The sequence below is a fragment of the Pseudomonas sp. LFS044 genome, from assembly GCF_047978245.1.
Lineage (GTDB): Bacteria > Pseudomonadota > Gammaproteobacteria > Pseudomonadales > Pseudomonadaceae > Aquipseudomonas.
Genome location: NZ_JBFPFX010000021.1, coordinates 21742 through 40041, shown reverse-complemented (window position 1 = coordinate 40041; position 18300 = coordinate 21742). Strand labels below are relative to the sequence as shown.

The window sequence follows — 18300 nt, the reverse complement described above, 5'->3', positions numbered from 1 at the left end:
CGCTCCTACATTTGTTGCAACGCGCCGTTCCAGCCAGGCCATGGTTGTTCGCCTTGGTGCATGGCTGAAGACAGGTGGGGCGCCGGCAGCACTAATGGAAAGATCGCGTCGTGCCAACAAGGCTGACAACTATGGCCTCACAGGCCATGGCACGTTGCAACAAATGTAGGAGCGGGCTTGCCCGCGATGCGCCGCGCGGGCGGCGCTCGATCTCAAACGCGCTAAAGATCCCAAGACGAGCACGTCGCGAGGACGGCGCTTACCCCCATAAAACCCCCAAGCCAGCCCCCAAACCGCCCCCATATAACAGATTGATCTAAAACTCTCATAAATCGCTCAGGTCAGTTCCTTACAGGTGCCCTAATCCGGGGCACTGATTCCCCAACGGAAAAACCGGTAAGGACCTATGTGCGGATTAGCTGGAGAGTTGCGTTTCACCCCCATCGACCAAGCCCCTCGCCCGGCGGACCTCGCCGCGGTAGAGCGCATGACCCATCACCTGGCGCCTCGCGGCCCCGACGCCTGGGGCTTCCATAGCCTGGGCCCGATCGCCCTCGGCCACCGCCGGCTGAAAATCATGGACCTGTCCGACGGTTCGGCACAGCCCATGGTCGATAACACCCTGGGCCTGTCGCTGGCCTTCAACGGGGCCATCTACAACTTCCCCGAACTGCGCCAGGAGCTGCAGGACCTGGGTTACACCTTCTGGTCCGACGGCGACACCGAGGTGTTGCTCAAGGGCTACCACGCCTGGGGCGCAGCCTTGCTGCCCAAGCTCAACGGCATGTTCGCCCTGGCCATCTGGGAGCGCGACAACCAGCGCCTGTTCCTGGCCCGCGACCGCCTCGGCGTCAAGCCGCTGTACCTGTCGCGCAACGGCGAGCGCCTGCGCTTTGCCTCGACGCTGCCAGCGCTGCTCAAAGGCGGCGACATCGACCCGATGATCGACCCGGTTGCGCTCAACCACTACCTCAACTTCCACGCCGTGGTGCCCGCACCACGCACCTTGCTGGCCAACGTGCAGAAGCTCGAGCCCGGCACCTGGATGCGGGTCGACCGCCACGGTGAAGTGGAGCGCCAGACCTGGTGGCAGCTGCAGTACGGCCCTAACCCGGACGAGCGCGAACTCGACCTGGAAGGCTGGACCACCCGTGTGCTCGATGCCACCCGTGATGCGGTGGCCATCCGCCAACGGGCTGCCGTAGATGTGGGCGTGCTGCTGTCGGGCGGTGTCGACTCCAGCCTGTTGGTCGGCCTGTTGCGCGACGTGGGCGTGGAGGACCTGTCGACCTTCTCCATCGGCTTCGAGGATGCCGGTGGCGAACGTGGCGACGAATTCCAGTATTCCGACCTGATCGCCAAGCACTACGGCACCCGCCACCACCAGTTGCGCATCGACGAGCGTGAAATCATCGAGCAGCTGCCGGCCGCGTTCCGCGCCATGAGCGAACCGATGGTCAGCCACGACTGCATTGCCTTCTACCTGCTGTCGCGGGAAGTGGCCAAGCATTGCAAGGGTGTGCAGAGCGGCCAGGGCGCCGACGAGCTGTTTGCCGGCTACCACTGGTACCCGCAGGTGGACGGCGCAGAGGATGCCTTTGGCGCCTATCGCGATGCCTTCTTCGACCGCAGCCATGCGGAGTACCGCGATACGGTGCAGGCCCCGTGGCTGCTGGAGACCGACGCGGCCGGCGATTTCGTGCGCGAACACTTCGCCCGCCCCGGCGCCGCCGATGCGGTGGACAAGGCGCTGCGCCTGGACAGCACGGTGATGCTGGTGGACGACCCGGTCAAACGCGTCGACAACATGACCATGGCCTGGGGCCTGGAGGCGCGTACGCCGTTCCTCGATTACCGCCTGGTGGAACTGTCGGCGCGGATCCCGGCGCGTTTCAAGTTGCCGGACGGCGGCAAGCAGGTGCTCAAGCAGGCCGCGCGCCGCGTGATCCCCCACGAAGTGATCGACCGCAAGAAAGGTTACTTCCCGGTGCCCGGCCTCAAACACCTGCAAGGCGCCACCCTGGACTGGGTACGCGAGTTGCTGACCGACCCTAGCCAGGACCGCGGCCTGTTCAACCCTGCCATGGTCGACCGCCTGCTGAGCAACCCGCATGGCCAGCTGACCCCACTGCGCGGCTCCAAGCTGTGGCAGCTGGCGGCGCTGAACCTGTGGCTCAGCGAACAAGGAATCTGACCCATGAAGCCCCATGAAACCGCTTACGGCCAGCGCCTGCTGCGCGGCCAGACGCCGTCCTACGAGCGCCTGCAGGCGCGCCTGGCCGGCGATGGCAGCGAGCCCCACGACCAGCCGCGCGCCCTGCACTGCGGCTGGGGCCGGCTGTTGATCGGCCACACCTATCCGGACCCCGCGACCCTGGCCGAGGCGCTGCAGGAGGAGCGCCCCGGTGAGCGTGACATCGCCCTGTATGTGGCGGCGCCGCAACAGCTGCTGGCGCAGGCACCGCAACAGTTGTTCCTCGACCCCTCCGACACCTTGCGCCTGTGGTTCTCCGACTACCGCCAGGCGCAGCGGGTGTTCCGCGGCTTTCGCATCCGCCGGGCGCAGAGCGACGCCGACTGGCAGGCGATCAACAGCCTTTACCAGGCGCGCGGCATGCTGCCGGTGCAACCCGAACTGCTGACCCCACGCCACCTGGGCGGGCCGGTGTACTGGCTGGCCGAGGACGAAGACACCCATGCGGTGATCGGCAGTGTCATGGGCCTGAACCACAGCAAGGCGTTTGACGACCCCGAACACGGCAGCAGCCTGTGGTGCCTGGCCGTCGACCCGCACTGCACCCGCCCCGGTGTGGGCGAGGTGCTGGTGCGCCACCTGATCGAGCACTTCATGAGCCGCGGGCTTGCCTACCTGGACCTGTCGGTGCTGCATGACAACCGCCAGGCCAAGCGGCTTTATGAAAAGCTGGGTTTCCGCAACCTGCCGACCTTCGCGGTCAAGCGCAAGAACGGCATCAACCAGCAACTGTTCCTCGGCCCCGGCCCGGAAGCCGGGCTCAACCCGTATGCGCGGATCATCGTCGATGAGGCGTATCGCCGTGGCATCGAAGTGCAGGTGGACGATGCCAGCGCCGGGCTGTTCACCCTCAGCCTTGGCGGGCGTCGGGTACGCTGCCGCGAATCACTCAGCGACCTGACCAGTGCGGTCAGCATGACCCTCTGCCAGGACAAGCGCCTTACCCAGCAGGCCCTGCACAACGCCGGCCTGCAGGTACCGATGCAGCAGCTGGCAGGCAACGCTGACGACAACCTGGCGTTTCTCGATGAGCACGGCGCCGTGGTGGTCAAGCCGGTGGATGGCGAGCAGGGCCAAGGGGTGGCGGTCAACCTGAGGACTTACGATGAAGTCAGCCAGGCCATCGAGCACGCCCGGCGTTTCGACAGCCGCGTGCTGCTGGAAAGCTTCCACCCCGGGCAAGACCTGCGCATCCTGGTAATCGGCCATGAAGTGGTGGCCGCGGCCATCCGCCACCCGGCGCAGGTGATCGGTGACGGCAAGCACAGCGTCAAGGCGCTGATCGAAGCCCAGAGCCGTCGTCGTCAGGCCGCGACCGGTGGCGAAAGCCGCATTCCGATGGATGACGAGACCGAACGCACCCTGCGCGATGCCGGCCTCGACTACACCAGCGTGCTGCCCGCCGGCCAGCGCCTGGCCGTGCGCCGGACTGCCAACCTGCACACCGGCGGCACGCTGGAAGACGTGACCGAACGCCTGCACCCGGTGCTGGCCGATGCGGCGGTGCGCGCGGCGCGGGCGCTGGACATTCCGGTAGTGGGCCTGGACCTGATGGTGCGCGACGCCGAGCACCCGGATTACGTGATCATCGAGGCCAACGAGCGGGCTGGGTTGGCCAACCATGAACCGCAGCCAACGGCGGAGCGCTTTGTCGACCTGCTGTTCCCGCATAGCCGGGCGTTGGCGTGAATCAATGAAGGCCTCTTCGCGGGGCAAGCCCGCTCCCACAGGTTCACTGTTGCCCTTGAGCCCAGCGGCAAACTGTGGGAGCGGGCTTGCCCCGCGAAGAGGCCGGCAAAGGAGTACACATGTCTGAACGACACCCCGAACCCGATCTCGACTACCTCAAACGCGTGCTCCTGGAGATGCTCGCCATCCCCAGCCCCACCGGCTTTACCGACACCATCGTGCGCTACGTCGCCGAGCGCCTGGATGAACTGGGCATCCCCTTCGAGCTGACCCGCCGCGGTACCATCCGCGCCACCCTCAAGGGCCGGCAAAGCTCCCCCGACCGCGCCGTCTCGGCCCACCTCGACACCATCGGTGCCAGCGTGCGCCAGCTGCAGGACAATGGCCGCCTGGCGTTGGCGCCGGTGGGCTGCTGGTCAAGCCGCTTCGCCGAGGGCAGCCGGGTCAGCGTGTTCACCGACACCGGCGTGTTTCGTGGCAGCGTGCTGCCGCTGATGGCCAGCGGGCATGCCTTCAACACCGCCATCGACCAGATGCCGGTCAGTTGGGAGCACGTGGAGGTTCGCCTGGACGCCTACTGCGCCACCCGCGCCGATTGCGAAGCGCTGGGGCTGTCGATCGGCGACTTCGTCGCCTTCGACCCGCTGCCGGAGTTCACCGAAAGCGGCCATATCAGCGCCCGCCACCTGGATGACAAAGCCGGCGTCGCGGCGCTGCTGGCTGCCCTCAAGGCGGTGGTGGAGAGCGGCCGCCAGCCACTGATCGACTGCCATCCGCTGTTCACCATCACCGAGGAGACCGGCTCCGGCGCCGCCGCTGCCCTGCCCTGGGACGTCAGCGAGTTCGTCGGCATCGACATCGCCCCGGTCGCGCCTGGCCAAGCGTCCAGCGAACATGCCGTCAGCGTGGCCATGCAGGACTCCTCGGGGCCCTACGACTACCACCTGTCGCGCCACCTGCTGAAACTGGCCGGCGACCAGGACCTGCCGGTGCGCCGCGATGTGTTCCGCTACTACTTCAGCGATGCCCACTCGGCGGTGACCGCAGGGCACGACATCCGCACCGCGCTGATCGCGTTCGGCTGTGATGCGACCCATGGCTACGAGCGCACCCATATCGACAGCCTGGCCGCGCTCAGCCGCCTGCTGTCGGGCTACCTGCTGAGCCCGCCAGTGTTCGCCAGCGACTCCAACCCGGCCAATGCCTCGCTCGAGCGCTTCAGCCATCAGCTGGAGCACGACGCGCAGATGGAGAGTGACACGCGGGTGCCGGCCGTCGACAGCCTGGTCGGCAACAAGGGGTGAGCCACAGCCAACGGGTTTCGCGTAGCATGGGCGTATTGTTCAATGAAGCCGAATACCGCCCATGCTGATCCCCTACGAGCAACTGCAAGCCGAAACCCTGACCCGTTTGATCGAGGATTTCGTCACCCGTGACGGTACCGACAACGGCGACGACACGCCGCTGGAAACCCGCGTGCTGCGGGTGCGCCAGGCGTTGGCCAAGGGCCAGGCGTTCATCCTGTTCGACCTGGAGAGCCAGCAGTGCCAGCTGCTGGCCAAACATGATGTGCCGCGCGAGCTGCTCGACTGACAAGACTGGCCTCATCGCGGGGGAGCCCACGATGAGGCCGGCACAGTCGGCTCAAGCCGAATTGCCCTTGCGCACCTCGCCCGCCTTGATCCGCTTGTACACCTCGGCCCGGTGCACCGGCACCTCGCGCGGCGCACTGACGCCAAAACGCACCATGCCATCGCGGGTTTCCACCACTTTGATCTGAATATCGTCACCTATGGTGATGACTTCGCCGACTTCGCGTCCAATGACCAACATGCTGCGGTCCTCCGGCAACAGGGAAAACCGTAGACTGCATGGGGATATCCGGCTATTCAACGCCTTCGCAATAATTCAGAACGGGCCTACTCAAGCAGGTAATTCCCCCTACAGACGCAGCCTACAATCAGCGTATTTGAGCTTTGCCTCGCATCTTCACCGCCATCTGCGCCATCTCGTCGTAAAGCCGCTCCGGCGCCTGCCGCTTCAGCGCCCACGCCTGGCGCCCGGCCTCATGGGGCAGAATCAGGAATTCGCCGGCAGCGACCTGTTGGTGGATATGCTCGGCGATGTCTGCCGCGCTGATCGGCGAGCCTTCCAGCAGCTTGCCGACCTGGGCTTTCATTGCCGGGTTGGGGCCGCGGAAGGAGTCCAGCAAGTTGGTCTGGAAGAACGACGGGCACACCACGTGCACGGCCACCTCCAACTGCCGCAGCTCCACCAGCAAGCTCTCCGACAGTGCCAGCACACCGGCCTTGGCAACGTTGTAGTTGCTCATGCCCGGGCCCTGCATCAGCGCCGCCATCGAGGCCACGTTGATGATCCGCCCCTTGCTGCGCTCGAGCAGCGGCAAGAAGGCCTTGCAGCCCTTGACCACCCCCATCAGGTTGACCGCGATCTGCCAGTCCCAGTCCTCCAGCGACAGCTCGGCGAAGAACCCGCCCGAGGCCACGCCCGCATTGTTGACGATCACGTCGATACCACCAAACCGCTCGTCGCAGGCCTGGGCCAAAGCGGTGAGCTGGCTGTAGTCGCGCACGTCACAACGCTGGGTGAAGCCCGTGCCACCCGCGCTACTCACAAGCTCCAGGGTTTCGCGCAGGCCGGGTTCGTTGACATCGGCCAGCGCCAAACGCCAGCCCTCGCGCGCCCAGCGCAGGGCGATCTCGCGGCCGAGGCCGGACCCGGCGCCCGTGATCATGATGCGGTTTTGCATGGTGGCAGGCCTTGTGCTTATGGGTTGTCAGGCCAGTCTAATCAAGGCCCTGCCGAGTGGGAGGGTTCATCAGGGTAGTGAATGGGCGGGCATGACCAAGCGGTCAGTGCCGAGCAAATGGAATCTTTCGCAAGCGGCACCGGTCCGAATTAACAAGAGGCCAGCAATCCGAGGCTCTTGACCCCTAACCACGCAAGGACTCCGTCATGACCACTATCCTCATCATCATCCTGATCCTGCTGTTGATTGGTGGCTTACCGGTCTTCCCACACTCACGCAGCTGGGGCTATGGCCCGTCCGGCATCATCGGCGTGGTGCTGGTGATACTGCTGGTGCTGTTGTTACTTGGCATGATCTAGATCTAGCGTCCGGAATGAAAAAACCGCGCTACGGGCAACAGCCGTAGCGCGGTTTTTCATTGCCGGTGGGTCAGTGCTGAACGGCGCACGCACCCGGCTAGCCCCCTATAGGTTGGCATCGAACACCGTTGTCACGACCGCCTGATACTCGATGCCAGGCAACATGTCCTGTTGCCTGGTGGGGCCGCGGGGGTTCACATGAAAGTGCAACTGCCCTTGGCTGCCGGTCACGCCCTCTGGGGGGACTTCGAGGGTGATGGCGTCCGCAACCCCGCCAAAGGTCAGTGCCTGCCGATGGAGCGAACGGCCCTGGTATGAAACACCTGGCAAGGTCATCGCCAGAAACAGCGGTATACCGTGGCCCTTGGCGGACCGTAGGCTGCACGTGCTACCCAGCCCGGTGCTGCACAGTGCCCAGACTTTGAAGGGCCCACTGGCAGTCAGGCTGAAGGCGACGTCCTTTTCCAGTTTATCTGCCAGGCTGCGTCCATTGCCCTTCGGTCGCACCAACGCCACCTGCTCGGCGCCCGGTTCAAAGCGCACCTGAAGGTCATGCACCACCTCCAGCTCGACGTTGATCGCCACCGAGTCGGCAGTGAGCCCGGAGACCGTTCGGCTCGCCCCCAGGCCTATATCCCTGTCCGGCCCAATCGAATAGACCACGCGCCCTCGATAGACACCCGCCTTCAAGCTCGCCGGCAATGGCGTCTTCAGCGCGTAACCCAGCGTCAGATGGCTGACATGGTAAGTGCTCGCATCAGCCGTGTTGAGGTTGGCCCAACACCCGCTGCTGGCCAGCGACCACAGAAACAAGCGGTGCGCAGCACTGGCCAAGGCAACCTGACAACCACTCGAGTCAAGGCCCGTGCGCGCCGTAGGCGCAGGCAACCCATCGTCCGAGGTTACTGCGCCGCCCAGGTGGGTGATGGCAAAGTCCATGCTGACCTGCTCACCGGATTGATCACGGACCATTACTAGCGCAGTCGGCTGAACAGGGGCTGATAGGTAGAAGCCGTCAGCACCCTCGCCATCCACTGTTTTCGAGTACTCGACATTCACATCCAGCAGATTCGCCAGCGGCTGGCTACACAGCTGCGGCAGCTGAGTGCAGACAGGCGACGACCTGGGTGTCAGGTTTTCAAATTGCCGGGTCTCGCCGCGGTAACGCAGCTTCAGCGTAACGTCGGCCGCCTGCGCCCAGGACCCGCCGAACACGCCAGAAGCCAGCGCGAGCATTGCACACTTACGAAACATCGCCCGCCCTCTCACCCTGCCTTGAAGTTCATGGCTTTGCGCGCATCGCCTTCCACCAGTTCGAAGCGATACTCGACACCCGGTTTTTCGACGAACTCACGTGTACGCCCAGGGCGAAGATGCTGCTTGGCCGGAGGATCACACTGGTCATCGAGCAGTACACAGGCCTGGACGTTGTCGAGCAGTACCGTGGCATTGCCCTCGTTGCGCACGGTCCATTTTCCGCCGGCTTGCTCAATCGATGTCTGGTAGCGCGTGGCAGCAGGTTTGGTAATCAAAATGGTGCCGAAGCCAGCCAGAAACTGCACACCGGCACTGAGTTCCTCGCGGTAAGCCTCAAGCTCCGTTTCATCCAGCGCGAAGCTGTCATCCTGTTGCGGTACCACCGGGATGAAGCGCAGCCGGTAATAACGCTCCTGGTCCCGCTCACCGCGATACAGCAACCGTACGGCCTGCATGCCGCGTGCCGGGATGATCATCCGTGCGGGGCTGGCGACAACGCTGCGCTGATCGAAGGGCAACTGATCGATTTCCACTTCACGGGGCTCGGCTTGCCCGTCGTAGACCAGTTCCAGCACGCTGACCTTGACGAACGCGGTACTGTCCCCTCTGTTGTAGATGCGTTTGGCGTAGGTGCCCTTGCCCGGTTCGAGGTAATCGTACAGAGCCCCGACATCCAGCTGTGGCCCGGCCTGAGCAAACCACGGCAGCATCAGTGCTACGAACAACATGGGGGATAACTGAAATGTGAATCTGTGCATCTTCAACCTCTGCTTGCTCAACATTCATCCATCGGCCCCGGAATCGGGCCCGCTACAGCGTCATGCTGAAAACCGGTTCAGCCCTTACTCGGCACACAGCGCTGATCACCCACGATCAGTACGTCATCCTCGCGATCGAAGTTGGCCGGCGTTAATGTCAGAAGACAATTACCTGCCGCGCCATGACGAATTTCCAAGGTGGGCCGTGACTCACTCATCTCGACGCTGAAATAGCCATCCACCTCGGCCACCGTGCGCCCGGCGTCGTTGACCACGTGCGCGCCGTGCAGTGGCTGGCCTTGCCCATCGAGCAGCCGGCCAAACACGGTGACCGTGCGCATCACCTTCAATGAGTGGTACCCCACCCCACCGCGGTTGAGGTGGTAGTCGACAGCGAGGGGTTGGATCTGAGCGGGCGGCACGTCCTTGGCGTCGAAGTCGAAGCGCACATGGCCCGATTTGAACGCCGTCACCGGCACGATATTGCGCCCCGGGCGCAGCACTGCACTCAAGCCCTGGCCATCGTTGGCCCGCAGCTTCATACCTGGCAGGTCGCTTTCGACATCGATGATCAAGCCGGCTTCGAACGGTAGGTTATGGCCACCGATGGCCAGCTTCCCCGCACCCAGCGCAAGGGTGCTTTCCAGGTTGAGGCCAGCACTGAGGTTATTGTTGAAAGAAGAACTCTGGGCATAAGCATCGCCCTGCAGCGCCTGGCTATGAAACCGCCCGTTGGCGGCCAGGCTGGTGCCATAGCTGTCGAGCGTCGCGCTGCCCCCCAGGCTGTGCACCGGGCCAAGGTCGACGTTGCGCCGATACCACAGCGAAGCGTAAGGGTCATTGCCCCCCTCACGCGAGGCGCGGCTACCGGCATCGACCCCAAGCTGCCTGCCCTCGCGTTCAAGGTTCATGCTCATGGCGAGGTTAACGCCGCGGCTTCGGGCACCGGCGCTGCTGCGTGTTCCAGGCCTGTCGAAAAGAGACAGGCGAACACTGCTTCGATGCCCCCGCAGTGTTCCGTTGAACGCCCAGCTCAGGTCGGCGCCCAAGCCACTTGCCGAGCCTGCGCTGTGTTCCAGGCGCAGCGTCGCTGAGCTGCGCGAGGTTACCCGGTGGTTTACCGAAAAGGCGGTACGACTGCGCACCTGCCGCTGTGAAGTATCGTCCCGAGCGTTTTCGCGAGGCTCGAGCCAGCTCTGGTTGTGGGTCAGCAACAGCGAGCCCGAAGGGTAGGTATGGGTCACCTGCAGATCGCCGCTGTTGCCCATGCCCCGGGTCCGATTGAGGCTGGCGTAAAACTTGAACCGCTCATGCACATCCCAGTCCAGCGAGGTACCTAACTGCAGGTCGGCATCGACCTGTTGCACCGACAGCCCCAGTATCGCGGCAGGATGCACAAGGTAGTTGGAGAGGGCACCGAACGCTGGGCTCGGTTCACGCGGGTCATTCCAGTTACTCAGCAGCTCGACCTGCTGGCCCAGGTAGAGGTTGTAGCGCCAGCGGTTGTCCATGTTCTGCCATCGGCTCGGCTTGTAGATGGACACTTCACTGCGCGAAGTCTCCAGGCCGTCCTCAAGCAAGCGCAGCTCCACGTCGTAGATGCCGCCGGGCAACACCCGCGTATCGAGCGCCTGCAAACCAGGCTGTACCGGCTGACTGTTGATCAGTGAACCATTGCGGTAGATCTCCACGATGCCGGGACGGTTTGGGGTGACATAGACCGGCACAGCGCTGGCCTGGCCACTGTCGACCAGCAGGCTGTCACTGCTGCCTAGCATCAAGCCAAGCGTGCTATCGGGGCGGCGCCCCAGTAGCGTGGGCTGGCGCACCAGGCCTTGCGCGCCAACGGAGATGTACCCCAGCCGAAAGAAGTGCTCGTCGTGCAGGCTCTCGGCGTAAAGCTGGTGCATGCGATAGCGTACATCGCCTTGCTCAGTTGCGCTGCGATCGACGCGTGCATCGGCAAGCGTGGTCCAATTATGCAGATTGCCCTGGCCGAGCAGGCCGAGCCTGCCCGTGGTCTGGTTGCCATCGTTGACCAGGTTGAGCTGGTTACGCAGCAGCAGCCCGGCGCCGCTCTGCTCCGGGAGGCGGTGGTAGAGCGCGTCCTGTTCCAGCTTTTCGGCATTGGACGTCAGCAACGACAACTGGGAATTGGCCAGGCTGTAATGAATAGCCTGCAACCCGTCGGGGCAGTTTTGCAGGCAGTCGCCCAGCACGCGCCCGTCCGCCAGCCGTTGCTGCCATAACTGCCTGAGTGTGGACGGCTCTTTACTTTGTTCAGTGTCGGTAAACGCCAGCAACTGCACACGGTTATCACGGCTCAGCACCACCATGGCATCACCGAGGTAACGCTGATCCAGTTCCACTCGCACGGCAAGCGGTACATCGAAAAAATGCGCCTCAAAGTCTTCTGGCAAACGCCCGAACGTGTTCAGGCCGACAGCACTGGACGCGCGCTCGGCCGATACTTGGAGGGGTAAGAGGCAGGCAGCACCCAGCAGCCAGGCAGCGAGTGCACGGCCGGGTGCAGCAAACTGGAACATGATTCAATCCACTTCAACGCCTGCCTCACCGCAGGCAACCATCTGGCGAGGTGAGGTAGGCGGCACTGCATCGATCAAAGGCTGCTGGAGGAAGTTTCAAACAGTACTTTCACGACCCCGTTATATTCCCCCTTCACATAACCTGCCTGAGGTTTTACAGCGGCAAAGGTAATGGGAAGTTCGTTACCGGCTTTAGCATCTTCTGCGCTCATGACTTCCTCGGCCATTAACGCCAACTGTTTGCCCCCTACCGTGATGACAAGATCAATTTTCTGGTCGTTGTTGGTTTGCTCTCGCAACTCTGCGGCTTCCAGCAGTTTGGCCTGAATAGCGCCGGCATCACTCTGGGCTGTGAAAGCTTCGGTTACCGCCGTGAACGCATCGCTCTGCGGCTGGTACTCAAGCGTCACGCCCCGCTGAATCCAATCCCCTTTGGGCTCCACTGAAAAATCATTCCCGGGAATGATCGCCTTCACTGAAATTTCCTGGCTGATCGGCTCAGGGGCGGACGCAACAGCGGCACCGGCAAACAATGCAATGAATGGGACAGCCAATGCATAGGGTTTCACAATAAGTTTCCTTTTGGGGTTACACATCATCAAATAGCAGGCACACAGGCAGCACCCAATAAAAACCCGAATCAGGGCGCACCCGTTTCAAACGTCAGGGTGACATGCGTCCTGTAGGTGCCGGGCAGGCTAGACCCTACCCCAGAGAACCCATAGAACCTGAATGGAATGGTTGTTCCTTGGGCGGCGTCAGCAGCGCTGACTATTTCAGTCGGCGTTGGCTGCATCCGTATGCGATTCAACTGGATTTGGTATCGACGAGTATCTTGCGCACCGCCGTCCCGCTTGAAAAAATAATGTGAACTATCTGTTTTCGCGTAAATCGGCCCATAGTGACTCTTTACAAAAATTTCTTTAGTAACGTCCTTGAAGGTGAGCCTACTCGGGTCATATTCCATCTCAAGATCTTCATCCCACCAACTACCGGCCGAGGCCACCTGAAACTCTGGGGTCGACACGACAGCCCGGACACTGATGTCCTGCGGTATTTCCTTCGCCCCTACAGTGCCCGACACGCCAACGAGAACAAGGGTAATTAAACAGCGTAATTTCATTGAGCAGCTCCCAAAAGTGCCGGCATCTATCTAGCACTTGCGACATCAGGGAACTGTACGAGCAGAACATTACTAGGTATGTAGGAAACGTCTGACGAACTGCATGCAATAAAAAACGCCCCGACAAGCGGGGCGTTTTTCATTGCATCGCGTTAACGTTAGTGTGAGACCGCCCCGCTGGCACCCAGGCCAGTCTGCGAACGCACGAACTGCGGGAAGAACAGCGCACGCTCGCTTTCAGCGGCCTTGGACTTGTCGGTGACCGAGAAGAACCAGATACCCACGAATGCAATCAGCATCGAGAACAGTGCCGGGTACTCGTACGGGTAGATGGCTTTCTCGTGGCCGAGTATCTGCACCCAGATGGTCGGGCCAAGGATCATCAGGCCAACCGCACTTACCAGGCCCAGCCAGCCGCCGATCATGGCGCCGCGGGTGGTCAGTTTCTTCCAGTACATCGAGAGCAGCAGCACTGGGAAGTTGCAGCTGGCGGCGATGGAGAAGGCCAGGCCGACCATGAACGCAATGTTCTGCTTCTCGAACAGAATGCCCAGGCCGATCGCCAGCACGCCCAGTGCAATGGTGGTGATCTTCGACACGCGGATCTCGTCCTTGTCGTTGGCCTTGCCTTTGCGCCAGACGCTGGCGTACAGGTCGTGGGACACCGCCGAGGCACCGGCCAGGGTCAGGCCTGCGACCACGGCCAGGATGGTGGCGAACGCCACCGCCGAGATGAAGCCGAGGAAGATGCTGCCACCCACGGCATCGGCCAGGTGCACCGCCGCCATGTTGTTGCCACCCAGCAGGGCGCCGGCGGCGTCCTTGAAGTCCGGGTTGGTGCTGACCAGCAGAATCGCGCCAAAGCCGATGATGAAGGTCAGGATGTAGAAGTAGCCGATGAACCCCGTGGCGTAGAGCACGCTCTTGCGGGCTTCCTTGGCATCGCTGACGGTGAAGAAGCGCATCAGGATGTGCGGCAGGCCGGCAGTACCGAACATCAGCGCCAGGCCCAGCGAGAAGGCCGAAATCGGGTCTTTGACCAGGCCACCCGGGCTCATGATCGCTTCACCCTTGCTGTGCACCTTGATCGCTTCGGAGAACAGCGTGTTGAAGTCGAAGCCCACGTGTTTCATGACCATCAGCGCCATGAAGCTGGCACCGGACAGCAGCAGCACGGCCTTGATGATCTGCACCCAAGTGGTGGCCAGCATGCCGCCGAACAGCACGTACAGGCACATCAGGATGCCCACCAGGATGACCGCGACGTGGTAGTCCAGGCCGAACAGCAGCTCGATCAGCTTGCCGGCGCCGACCATCTGCGCGATCAGGTAGAACGCCACCACCACCAGCGACCCGGAGGCCGACAGGGTGCGGATTTCCTTCTGCCCGAGGCGGTACGAGGCCACGTCGGCGAAGGTGTACTTGCCCAGGTTGCGCAGGCGTTCGGCTATCAGGAAGAGGATGATCGGCCAGCCGACCAGGAAACCGATCGAGTAGATCAGGCCGTCGTAGCCGGAGGTGAACACCAGGGCGGAAATACCCAGGAAGGAGGCTGCCGACATGTAGTCGCCGGCAATCGCCAGGCCGTTCTGGAAGCCTGTGATCTTGCCACCGGCCGCGTAGTAGTCGGCCGCCGACTTGTTGCGTTTGGAGGCCCAGTAGGTAATACCGAGGGTGAAGGCGACGAAGGCCACGAACATGGCGATCGCAGAAATGTTCAGCGGCTGTTTCTGCACCTCGCCGGTCAGGGCATCAGCGGCCCACACGGCGGGTGCAAAAGCGCCGCAGGCCAGTACGGCCAGGGCTTTGGCGTGGCGAATCATTGTTGCGCCTCCTTCAGGATGGCCTTGTTCAGCTCATCGAATTCGCCGTTGGCGCGGCGTACGTAGATGGCGGTCAGGACGAATGCCGAAACGATCAGGCCGACGCCCAAGGGAATGCCCCAGGTAATCGACGACTCAGGGCTGAGCTTGGCGCCCAGCAGATGAGGACCGTAGGCGATCAGGAGGATGAAGGCGCAGTACAGGCCGAGCATGATCGCCGAGAGAATCCAGGCGAACCGTTCGCGTTTGGTGACCAGCTCCTTGAAGCGGGGGCTGTTTTGTATCGAGAGGTAAATGCTGTCGTTCATTGTTTTTGTCCTAGCAGCACAGATAGGGGATGGAACCCACACCGTCACTTTATGCTGCCGTTGGACGCCAACCAGACGACCTTAGTCTTAGATGCAACACTGTCTTGCAGGATCGGTAACAACCAGAAGGCCAGTGTGCCCCAATCGCCGGCAAGCCGGCGCCCACACAGTCACAACATGGCCCGATGCCTGTGATGGCCCTGTGGGAGCCGGCTTGCCGGCGATTGGGGGCACGCTGGCCCTGAAATCAATTACTTGCCGGTCCACTCCTTGACCCGGTCCGGGTGCTTGGCCACCCAATCCTTCGCCGCCGCTTCAGGCTTGGCACCTTCCTGGATCGCCAGCATCACCTCGCCGATCTCGTCCTTGGACTGCCAGCTGAATTTCTTGAGGAACTCGGCCACCTCCGGCGCCTTGGTCGCCAGCGCTTTGCTGCCGATGCTGTTGACCGTCTCGGCGGCACCGTAAACGCCTTTCGGGTCTTCGAGGAACTTCAGCTTCCACTTGGCGAACATCCAGTGCGGCACCCAGCCGGTTACCGCAATCGACTGCTGCTTGGCATAGGCACGGCCCAGCTCGGCAGTCATTGCCGCGCCGGAGCTTGCCTGCAGTTTGTAACCTGTCAGGTCGTAATCCTTGATGGCCTGGTCGGTCTTGAGCATCACCCCGGAACCTGCGTCGATGCCGACGATTTTCTGCTTGAAGGTGGTGTCGGTCTTGAGGTCGGTGATGCTGTTGGCCTTGACGTATTCGGGGACGATCAAGCCGATCTTGGCGTCCTTGAAGTTGGCGCCGTAGTCCACCACGTTGTCTTTGTTCTTGGTCCAGTACTCACCGTGCGTGACCGGCAGCCAGGCCGAGAGCATGGCGTCGAGTTTGCCGGTGGCCACGCCTTGCCACATGATGCCGGTGGCCACGGCCTGCAGCTTCACGTCGTAGCCGAGTTTCTGCTTGATCACTTCAGCGGCCACGTTGGTGGTCGCCACACTGTCGGCCCAACCGTCCACGTAACCAATGCTTACTTCTTTGGCCATTGCCTGTGCAGCGCTCATGGCCAATACCAGGGCGGTGCCCACCCCCAGAAAACGTCGCACTGTCTTCAAAGTCGCCATCAAAGCATCCCCTCGTCAGGTCTCGGAGATTGCATCATGGTCCTGCAACAACGCGCGACCTGCTCCAGCTGCGACCTGTACCGATTGCTTTGCGACAGCACTGTGCCATTAGCGGCATCGGCCTACGCGGTTCTGCGCGATCCTTGCATGCCAAATGATTGGCGCCGGGCTACTATCTAACGCTTTGCGCTGACGATGGACCGCCTGATGCCCACCCCTGCCCGCTTGCTGACACCGTTTTACCTGCTCGCCTGCCTGCTTGCCCTGCTCGGCCTCGGCGCGCTCTGGTACGGGCTCGGCAAGCCGATACAGCTGCCCGACGCGGCCAGCCCGACGCACAAGCTGCAGTGCGCCTCGTACACCCCGTTCGACAAGGACCAGTCGCCGTTCGACCAGCCGTTCCGCCTGCGCCCGGCACGCATGGACGCCGACCTGGCGCTGCTGGCCGAGCGATTCCAGTGCATCCGTACCTATTCCATGACCGGCCTGGAGGCAATCCCGGCGCTGGCGCGCAAGCATGGGCTGAAAGTGATGCTCGGGGCCTGGGTCAATGCCAACCCGGTCGACACCGACAAGGAAGTGGACTTGCTGATCGCTGCCGCCAATGCCAACCCGGACGTGGTAAGCGCGGTGATCGTCGGCAACGAGGCGCTGCTGCGCAAGGAAGTCACCGGCGAGCGCCTGGCCGGGTTGATCAACAAGGTGAAAAGCCAGGTGAAGGTGCCGGTCACCTATGCCGACGTGTGGGAGTTCTGGCTGCAGCACCCGCAGGTAGCGCCCGCGGTGGACTTCCTGACCATCCACCTGCTGCCCTATTGGGAGGATGAGCCACGCGGCATTGACGATGCCCTGGCGCATGTCGCCGATGTGCGCCGGGTGTTCGGCACGCGCTTTGCGCCCAAGGATATCCTCATCGGCGAGACCGGCTGGCCCAGCGAAGGCCGCCAGCGCGAGACCGCCGTGCCCAGCCGCGCCAACGAGGCGCGCTTCATCCGCGGCTTTGTCGCCATGGCCGAGGCCAATGGTTGGCACTACAACCTGATCGAGGCCTTCGACCAGCCCTGGAAGCGTGCCAGCGAGGGCGCCGTGGGTGGTTACTGGGGGCTGTACGATGCAGACAGGCAGGACAAAGGCGTACTCGAAGGGCCGGTGAGCAACCTGCACCACTGGCCACAGTGGTGGCTGGCCAGTGCGGTGCTGATGGCCGCCATGCTGCTGTTCGCCGGGCGCCCGGCCAGCACGCGTGCCGCCCTGCTGTTGCCGCTGCTGGCGGCATTGGGCGCGGGCTGCCTGGGGTTGTGGGGCGAGCTGATGCGGACCCACGCGCGATTTGCCGGGGAATGGCTCTGGGCCGCCGTGCTGGCAGGACTGAACCTGCTGGTGCTGGCCCATGCCGTGCTGGCGCTGGCGCGCCGGGCAGGTTGGCGTGAAAGGTTGTTTGCCTGGTTCGAGGCGCGTGCGGGGTGGCTGTTGCTGGCTGCCGGCTTTGCGGCGGCGGTGAGCATGCTGGCGATGGTCTTCGACCCGCGTTATCGCAGCTTTCCCACGCCGGCACTGGTGTTGCCGGCGGTGGTTTACCTGCTGCGGCCGGTGGCGGCAGCGCGGGCTGAGGTGGCGTTGCTGGCCTTTATCGTTGGCGCGGGGGTGATGCCACAGCTGTATCGGGAAGGGCTGGACAGTCAGCAGGCCTGGAGTTGGGCGGTGGTCAGTGTGCTGATGACGGCGGCGTTGTGGCGCAGCTTGCGGGTGCGCAAGGCTTGAAACACAAGTGCGGCCATCGCCAGCAAGCCGGCTCCCACAGGGCCGGCGGCGCCCATGCCTGTGGGAGCCGGCTTGCCGGCGAATGGGCTGCGCAGCAGCCCCTGTCAACCACGACGCGCTTGCCGCACCAGGCGCAACCCGGCCAGCACCAGGGCAAATACGGCCATGCTGGCGGTATACAGCACTAGCGCCGGCACCCCAAACACCAGGGCGAGCACCGCCAGCCACCATCCACCCCGGCCAGGCACCAGCTGCGCCAGCAACGCCAGCCCCAGCCCGGCCCAGCCCATCACCTGAAAGTGAATGCCCAGGCCCAGCAGCGAGCGCGCCTGGCATTGCCAGTACTCGCCTGGCGCCGTGCACAGGCCAACCCACTGCGCATCCTCCATCAACCCGTAGCGCACGCCATAACTGGCAAGCAGCCACAGGGCGAGGAACAGCAGCAGCAAAACGGCTGGCAACGAACGAGACATCCAGTTCTCCAATAGCGGTAATCGAAAGCGTCCATGATCGCCCAAGGCCGGTTGTAAGGCAAAATCG

Annotated in this window: 17 protein-coding genes; 6 read left to right on the top strand and 11 right to left on the bottom strand. The window is 63.1% G+C overall.

Going from position 1 to position 18300, the window contains the following annotated elements:
- The first annotated feature begins 406 nt into the window (after positions 1–406).
- The 4 genes from ACNQPL_RS18045 to ACNQPL_RS18030 all read left to right on the top strand — a co-directional run bounded on the left by ACNQPL_RS18045 (position 407) and on the right by ACNQPL_RS18030 (position 5536).
- Positions 407–2194 (top strand): N-acetylglutaminylglutamine amidotransferase, encoded by a 1788-nt coding sequence (locus ACNQPL_RS18045; RefSeq protein WP_416467453.1) that lies wholly within the window; start codon positions 407–409, stop codon positions 2192–2194.
- Positions 2195–2197: 3 nt separating this feature from the next.
- On the top strand, positions 2198–3943 hold the full coding sequence (gene ngg / locus ACNQPL_RS18040; RefSeq protein WP_416467452.1) for an N-acetylglutaminylglutamine synthetase: 1746 nt from the start codon (positions 2198–2200) through the stop codon (positions 3941–3943).
- Between the two features lie 119 nt (positions 3944–4062).
- Positions 4063–5247 (top strand): osmoprotectant NAGGN system M42 family peptidase, encoded by a 1185-nt coding sequence (locus ACNQPL_RS18035; protein WP_387533013.1) that lies wholly within the window; start codon positions 4063–4065, stop codon positions 5245–5247.
- Between the two features lie 61 nt (positions 5248–5308).
- The gene (locus ACNQPL_RS18030; RefSeq protein ID WP_054900489.1) at positions 5309–5536 is read left to right on the top strand and encodes a YheU family protein; all 228 of its coding nucleotides are present in this window, start codon (positions 5309–5311) and stop codon (positions 5534–5536) included.
- 51 nt (positions 5537–5587) lie between these two features.
- On the opposite strand, the gene csrA is transcribed toward ACNQPL_RS18030, so the two are convergent.
- The gene (gene csrA, locus ACNQPL_RS18025; protein WP_346615667.1) at positions 5588–5776 is read right to left on the bottom strand and encodes a carbon storage regulator CsrA; all 189 of its coding nucleotides are present in this window, start codon (positions 5774–5776) and stop codon (positions 5588–5590) included.
- Between the two features lie 127 nt (positions 5777–5903).
- Complete coding sequence (locus tag ACNQPL_RS18020) at positions 5904–6713, bottom strand: SDR family oxidoreductase (RefSeq protein WP_416467450.1); 810 nt, start codon at positions 6711–6713, stop codon at positions 5904–5906.
- Positions 6714–6919: 206 nt separating this feature from the next.
- Here ACNQPL_RS18020 and ACNQPL_RS18015 point away from each other — a divergent pair, with 206 nt between their 5' ends.
- On the top strand, positions 6920–7072 hold the full coding sequence (locus ACNQPL_RS18015; protein ID WP_003252624.1) for a DUF3309 family protein: 153 nt from the start codon (positions 6920–6922) through the stop codon (positions 7070–7072).
- Positions 7073–7177: 105 nt separating this feature from the next.
- On the opposite strand, the gene ACNQPL_RS18010 is transcribed toward ACNQPL_RS18015, so the two are convergent.
- The 8 genes from ACNQPL_RS18010 to ACNQPL_RS17975 all read right to left on the bottom strand — a co-directional run bounded on the left by ACNQPL_RS18010 (position 7178) and on the right by ACNQPL_RS17975 (position 15999).
- Positions 7178–8326, bottom strand: coding sequence for a hypothetical protein (locus tag ACNQPL_RS18010; protein ID WP_416467448.1), 1149 nt, complete (start codon positions 8324–8326; stop codon positions 7178–7180).
- Between the two features lie 11 nt (positions 8327–8337).
- Entirely contained in the window at positions 8338–9111 is a 774-nt protein-coding gene (locus ACNQPL_RS18005; protein WP_416467446.1) for a molecular chaperone, read from the bottom strand.
- Positions 9112–9164: 53 nt separating this feature from the next.
- The gene (locus tag ACNQPL_RS18000) at positions 9165–11633 is read right to left on the bottom strand and encodes a TcfC E-set like domain-containing protein (protein ID WP_416467445.1); all 2469 of its coding nucleotides are present in this window, start codon (positions 11631–11633) and stop codon (positions 9165–9167) included.
- A 74-nt stretch (positions 11634–11707) separates the two neighbouring features.
- Positions 11708–12202, bottom strand: a complete 495-nt coding sequence (locus ACNQPL_RS17995; protein WP_416467443.1) for a CS1 type fimbrial major subunit — start codon at positions 12200–12202, stop codon at positions 11708–11710.
- Positions 12203–12273: 71 nt separating this feature from the next.
- Complete coding sequence (locus ACNQPL_RS17990; protein WP_416467442.1) at positions 12274–12756, bottom strand: hypothetical protein; 483 nt, start codon at positions 12754–12756, stop codon at positions 12274–12276.
- Positions 12757–12914: 158 nt separating this feature from the next.
- A complete protein-coding gene (locus ACNQPL_RS17985; protein WP_346615660.1) occupies positions 12915–14579 on the bottom strand; it encodes a cation acetate symporter in 1665 nt (554 codons plus the stop codon).
- Positions 14576–14887: a DUF485 domain-containing protein gene (locus ACNQPL_RS17980; protein ID WP_016501040.1), complete on the bottom strand. Its 312-nt coding sequence runs from the start codon at positions 14885–14887 to the stop codon at positions 14576–14578. The genes ACNQPL_RS17985 and ACNQPL_RS17980 overlap by 4 nt, the downstream gene beginning before the upstream one ends.
- Before the next feature lie 251 nt (positions 14888–15138).
- Complete coding sequence (locus ACNQPL_RS17975) at positions 15139–15999, bottom strand: glycine betaine ABC transporter substrate-binding protein (protein ID WP_346615659.1); 861 nt, start codon at positions 15997–15999, stop codon at positions 15139–15141.
- A 195-nt stretch (positions 16000–16194) separates the two neighbouring features.
- Between ACNQPL_RS17975 and ACNQPL_RS17970 the strand changes: the two genes are divergently transcribed.
- Entirely contained in the window at positions 16195–17760 is a 1566-nt protein-coding gene (locus tag ACNQPL_RS17970; protein WP_416467441.1) for a beta (1-6) glucans synthase, read from the top strand.
- Between the two features lie 104 nt (positions 17761–17864).
- On the opposite strand, the gene ACNQPL_RS17965 is transcribed toward ACNQPL_RS17970, so the two are convergent.
- Positions 17865–18233 carry a hypothetical protein gene (locus tag ACNQPL_RS17965; protein WP_416467440.1) on the bottom strand — a complete coding sequence of 123 codons (369 nt, stop codon included), beginning with the start codon at positions 18231–18233 and terminating at the stop codon, positions 17865–17867.
- Positions 18234–18300 lie beyond the last annotated feature (67 nt).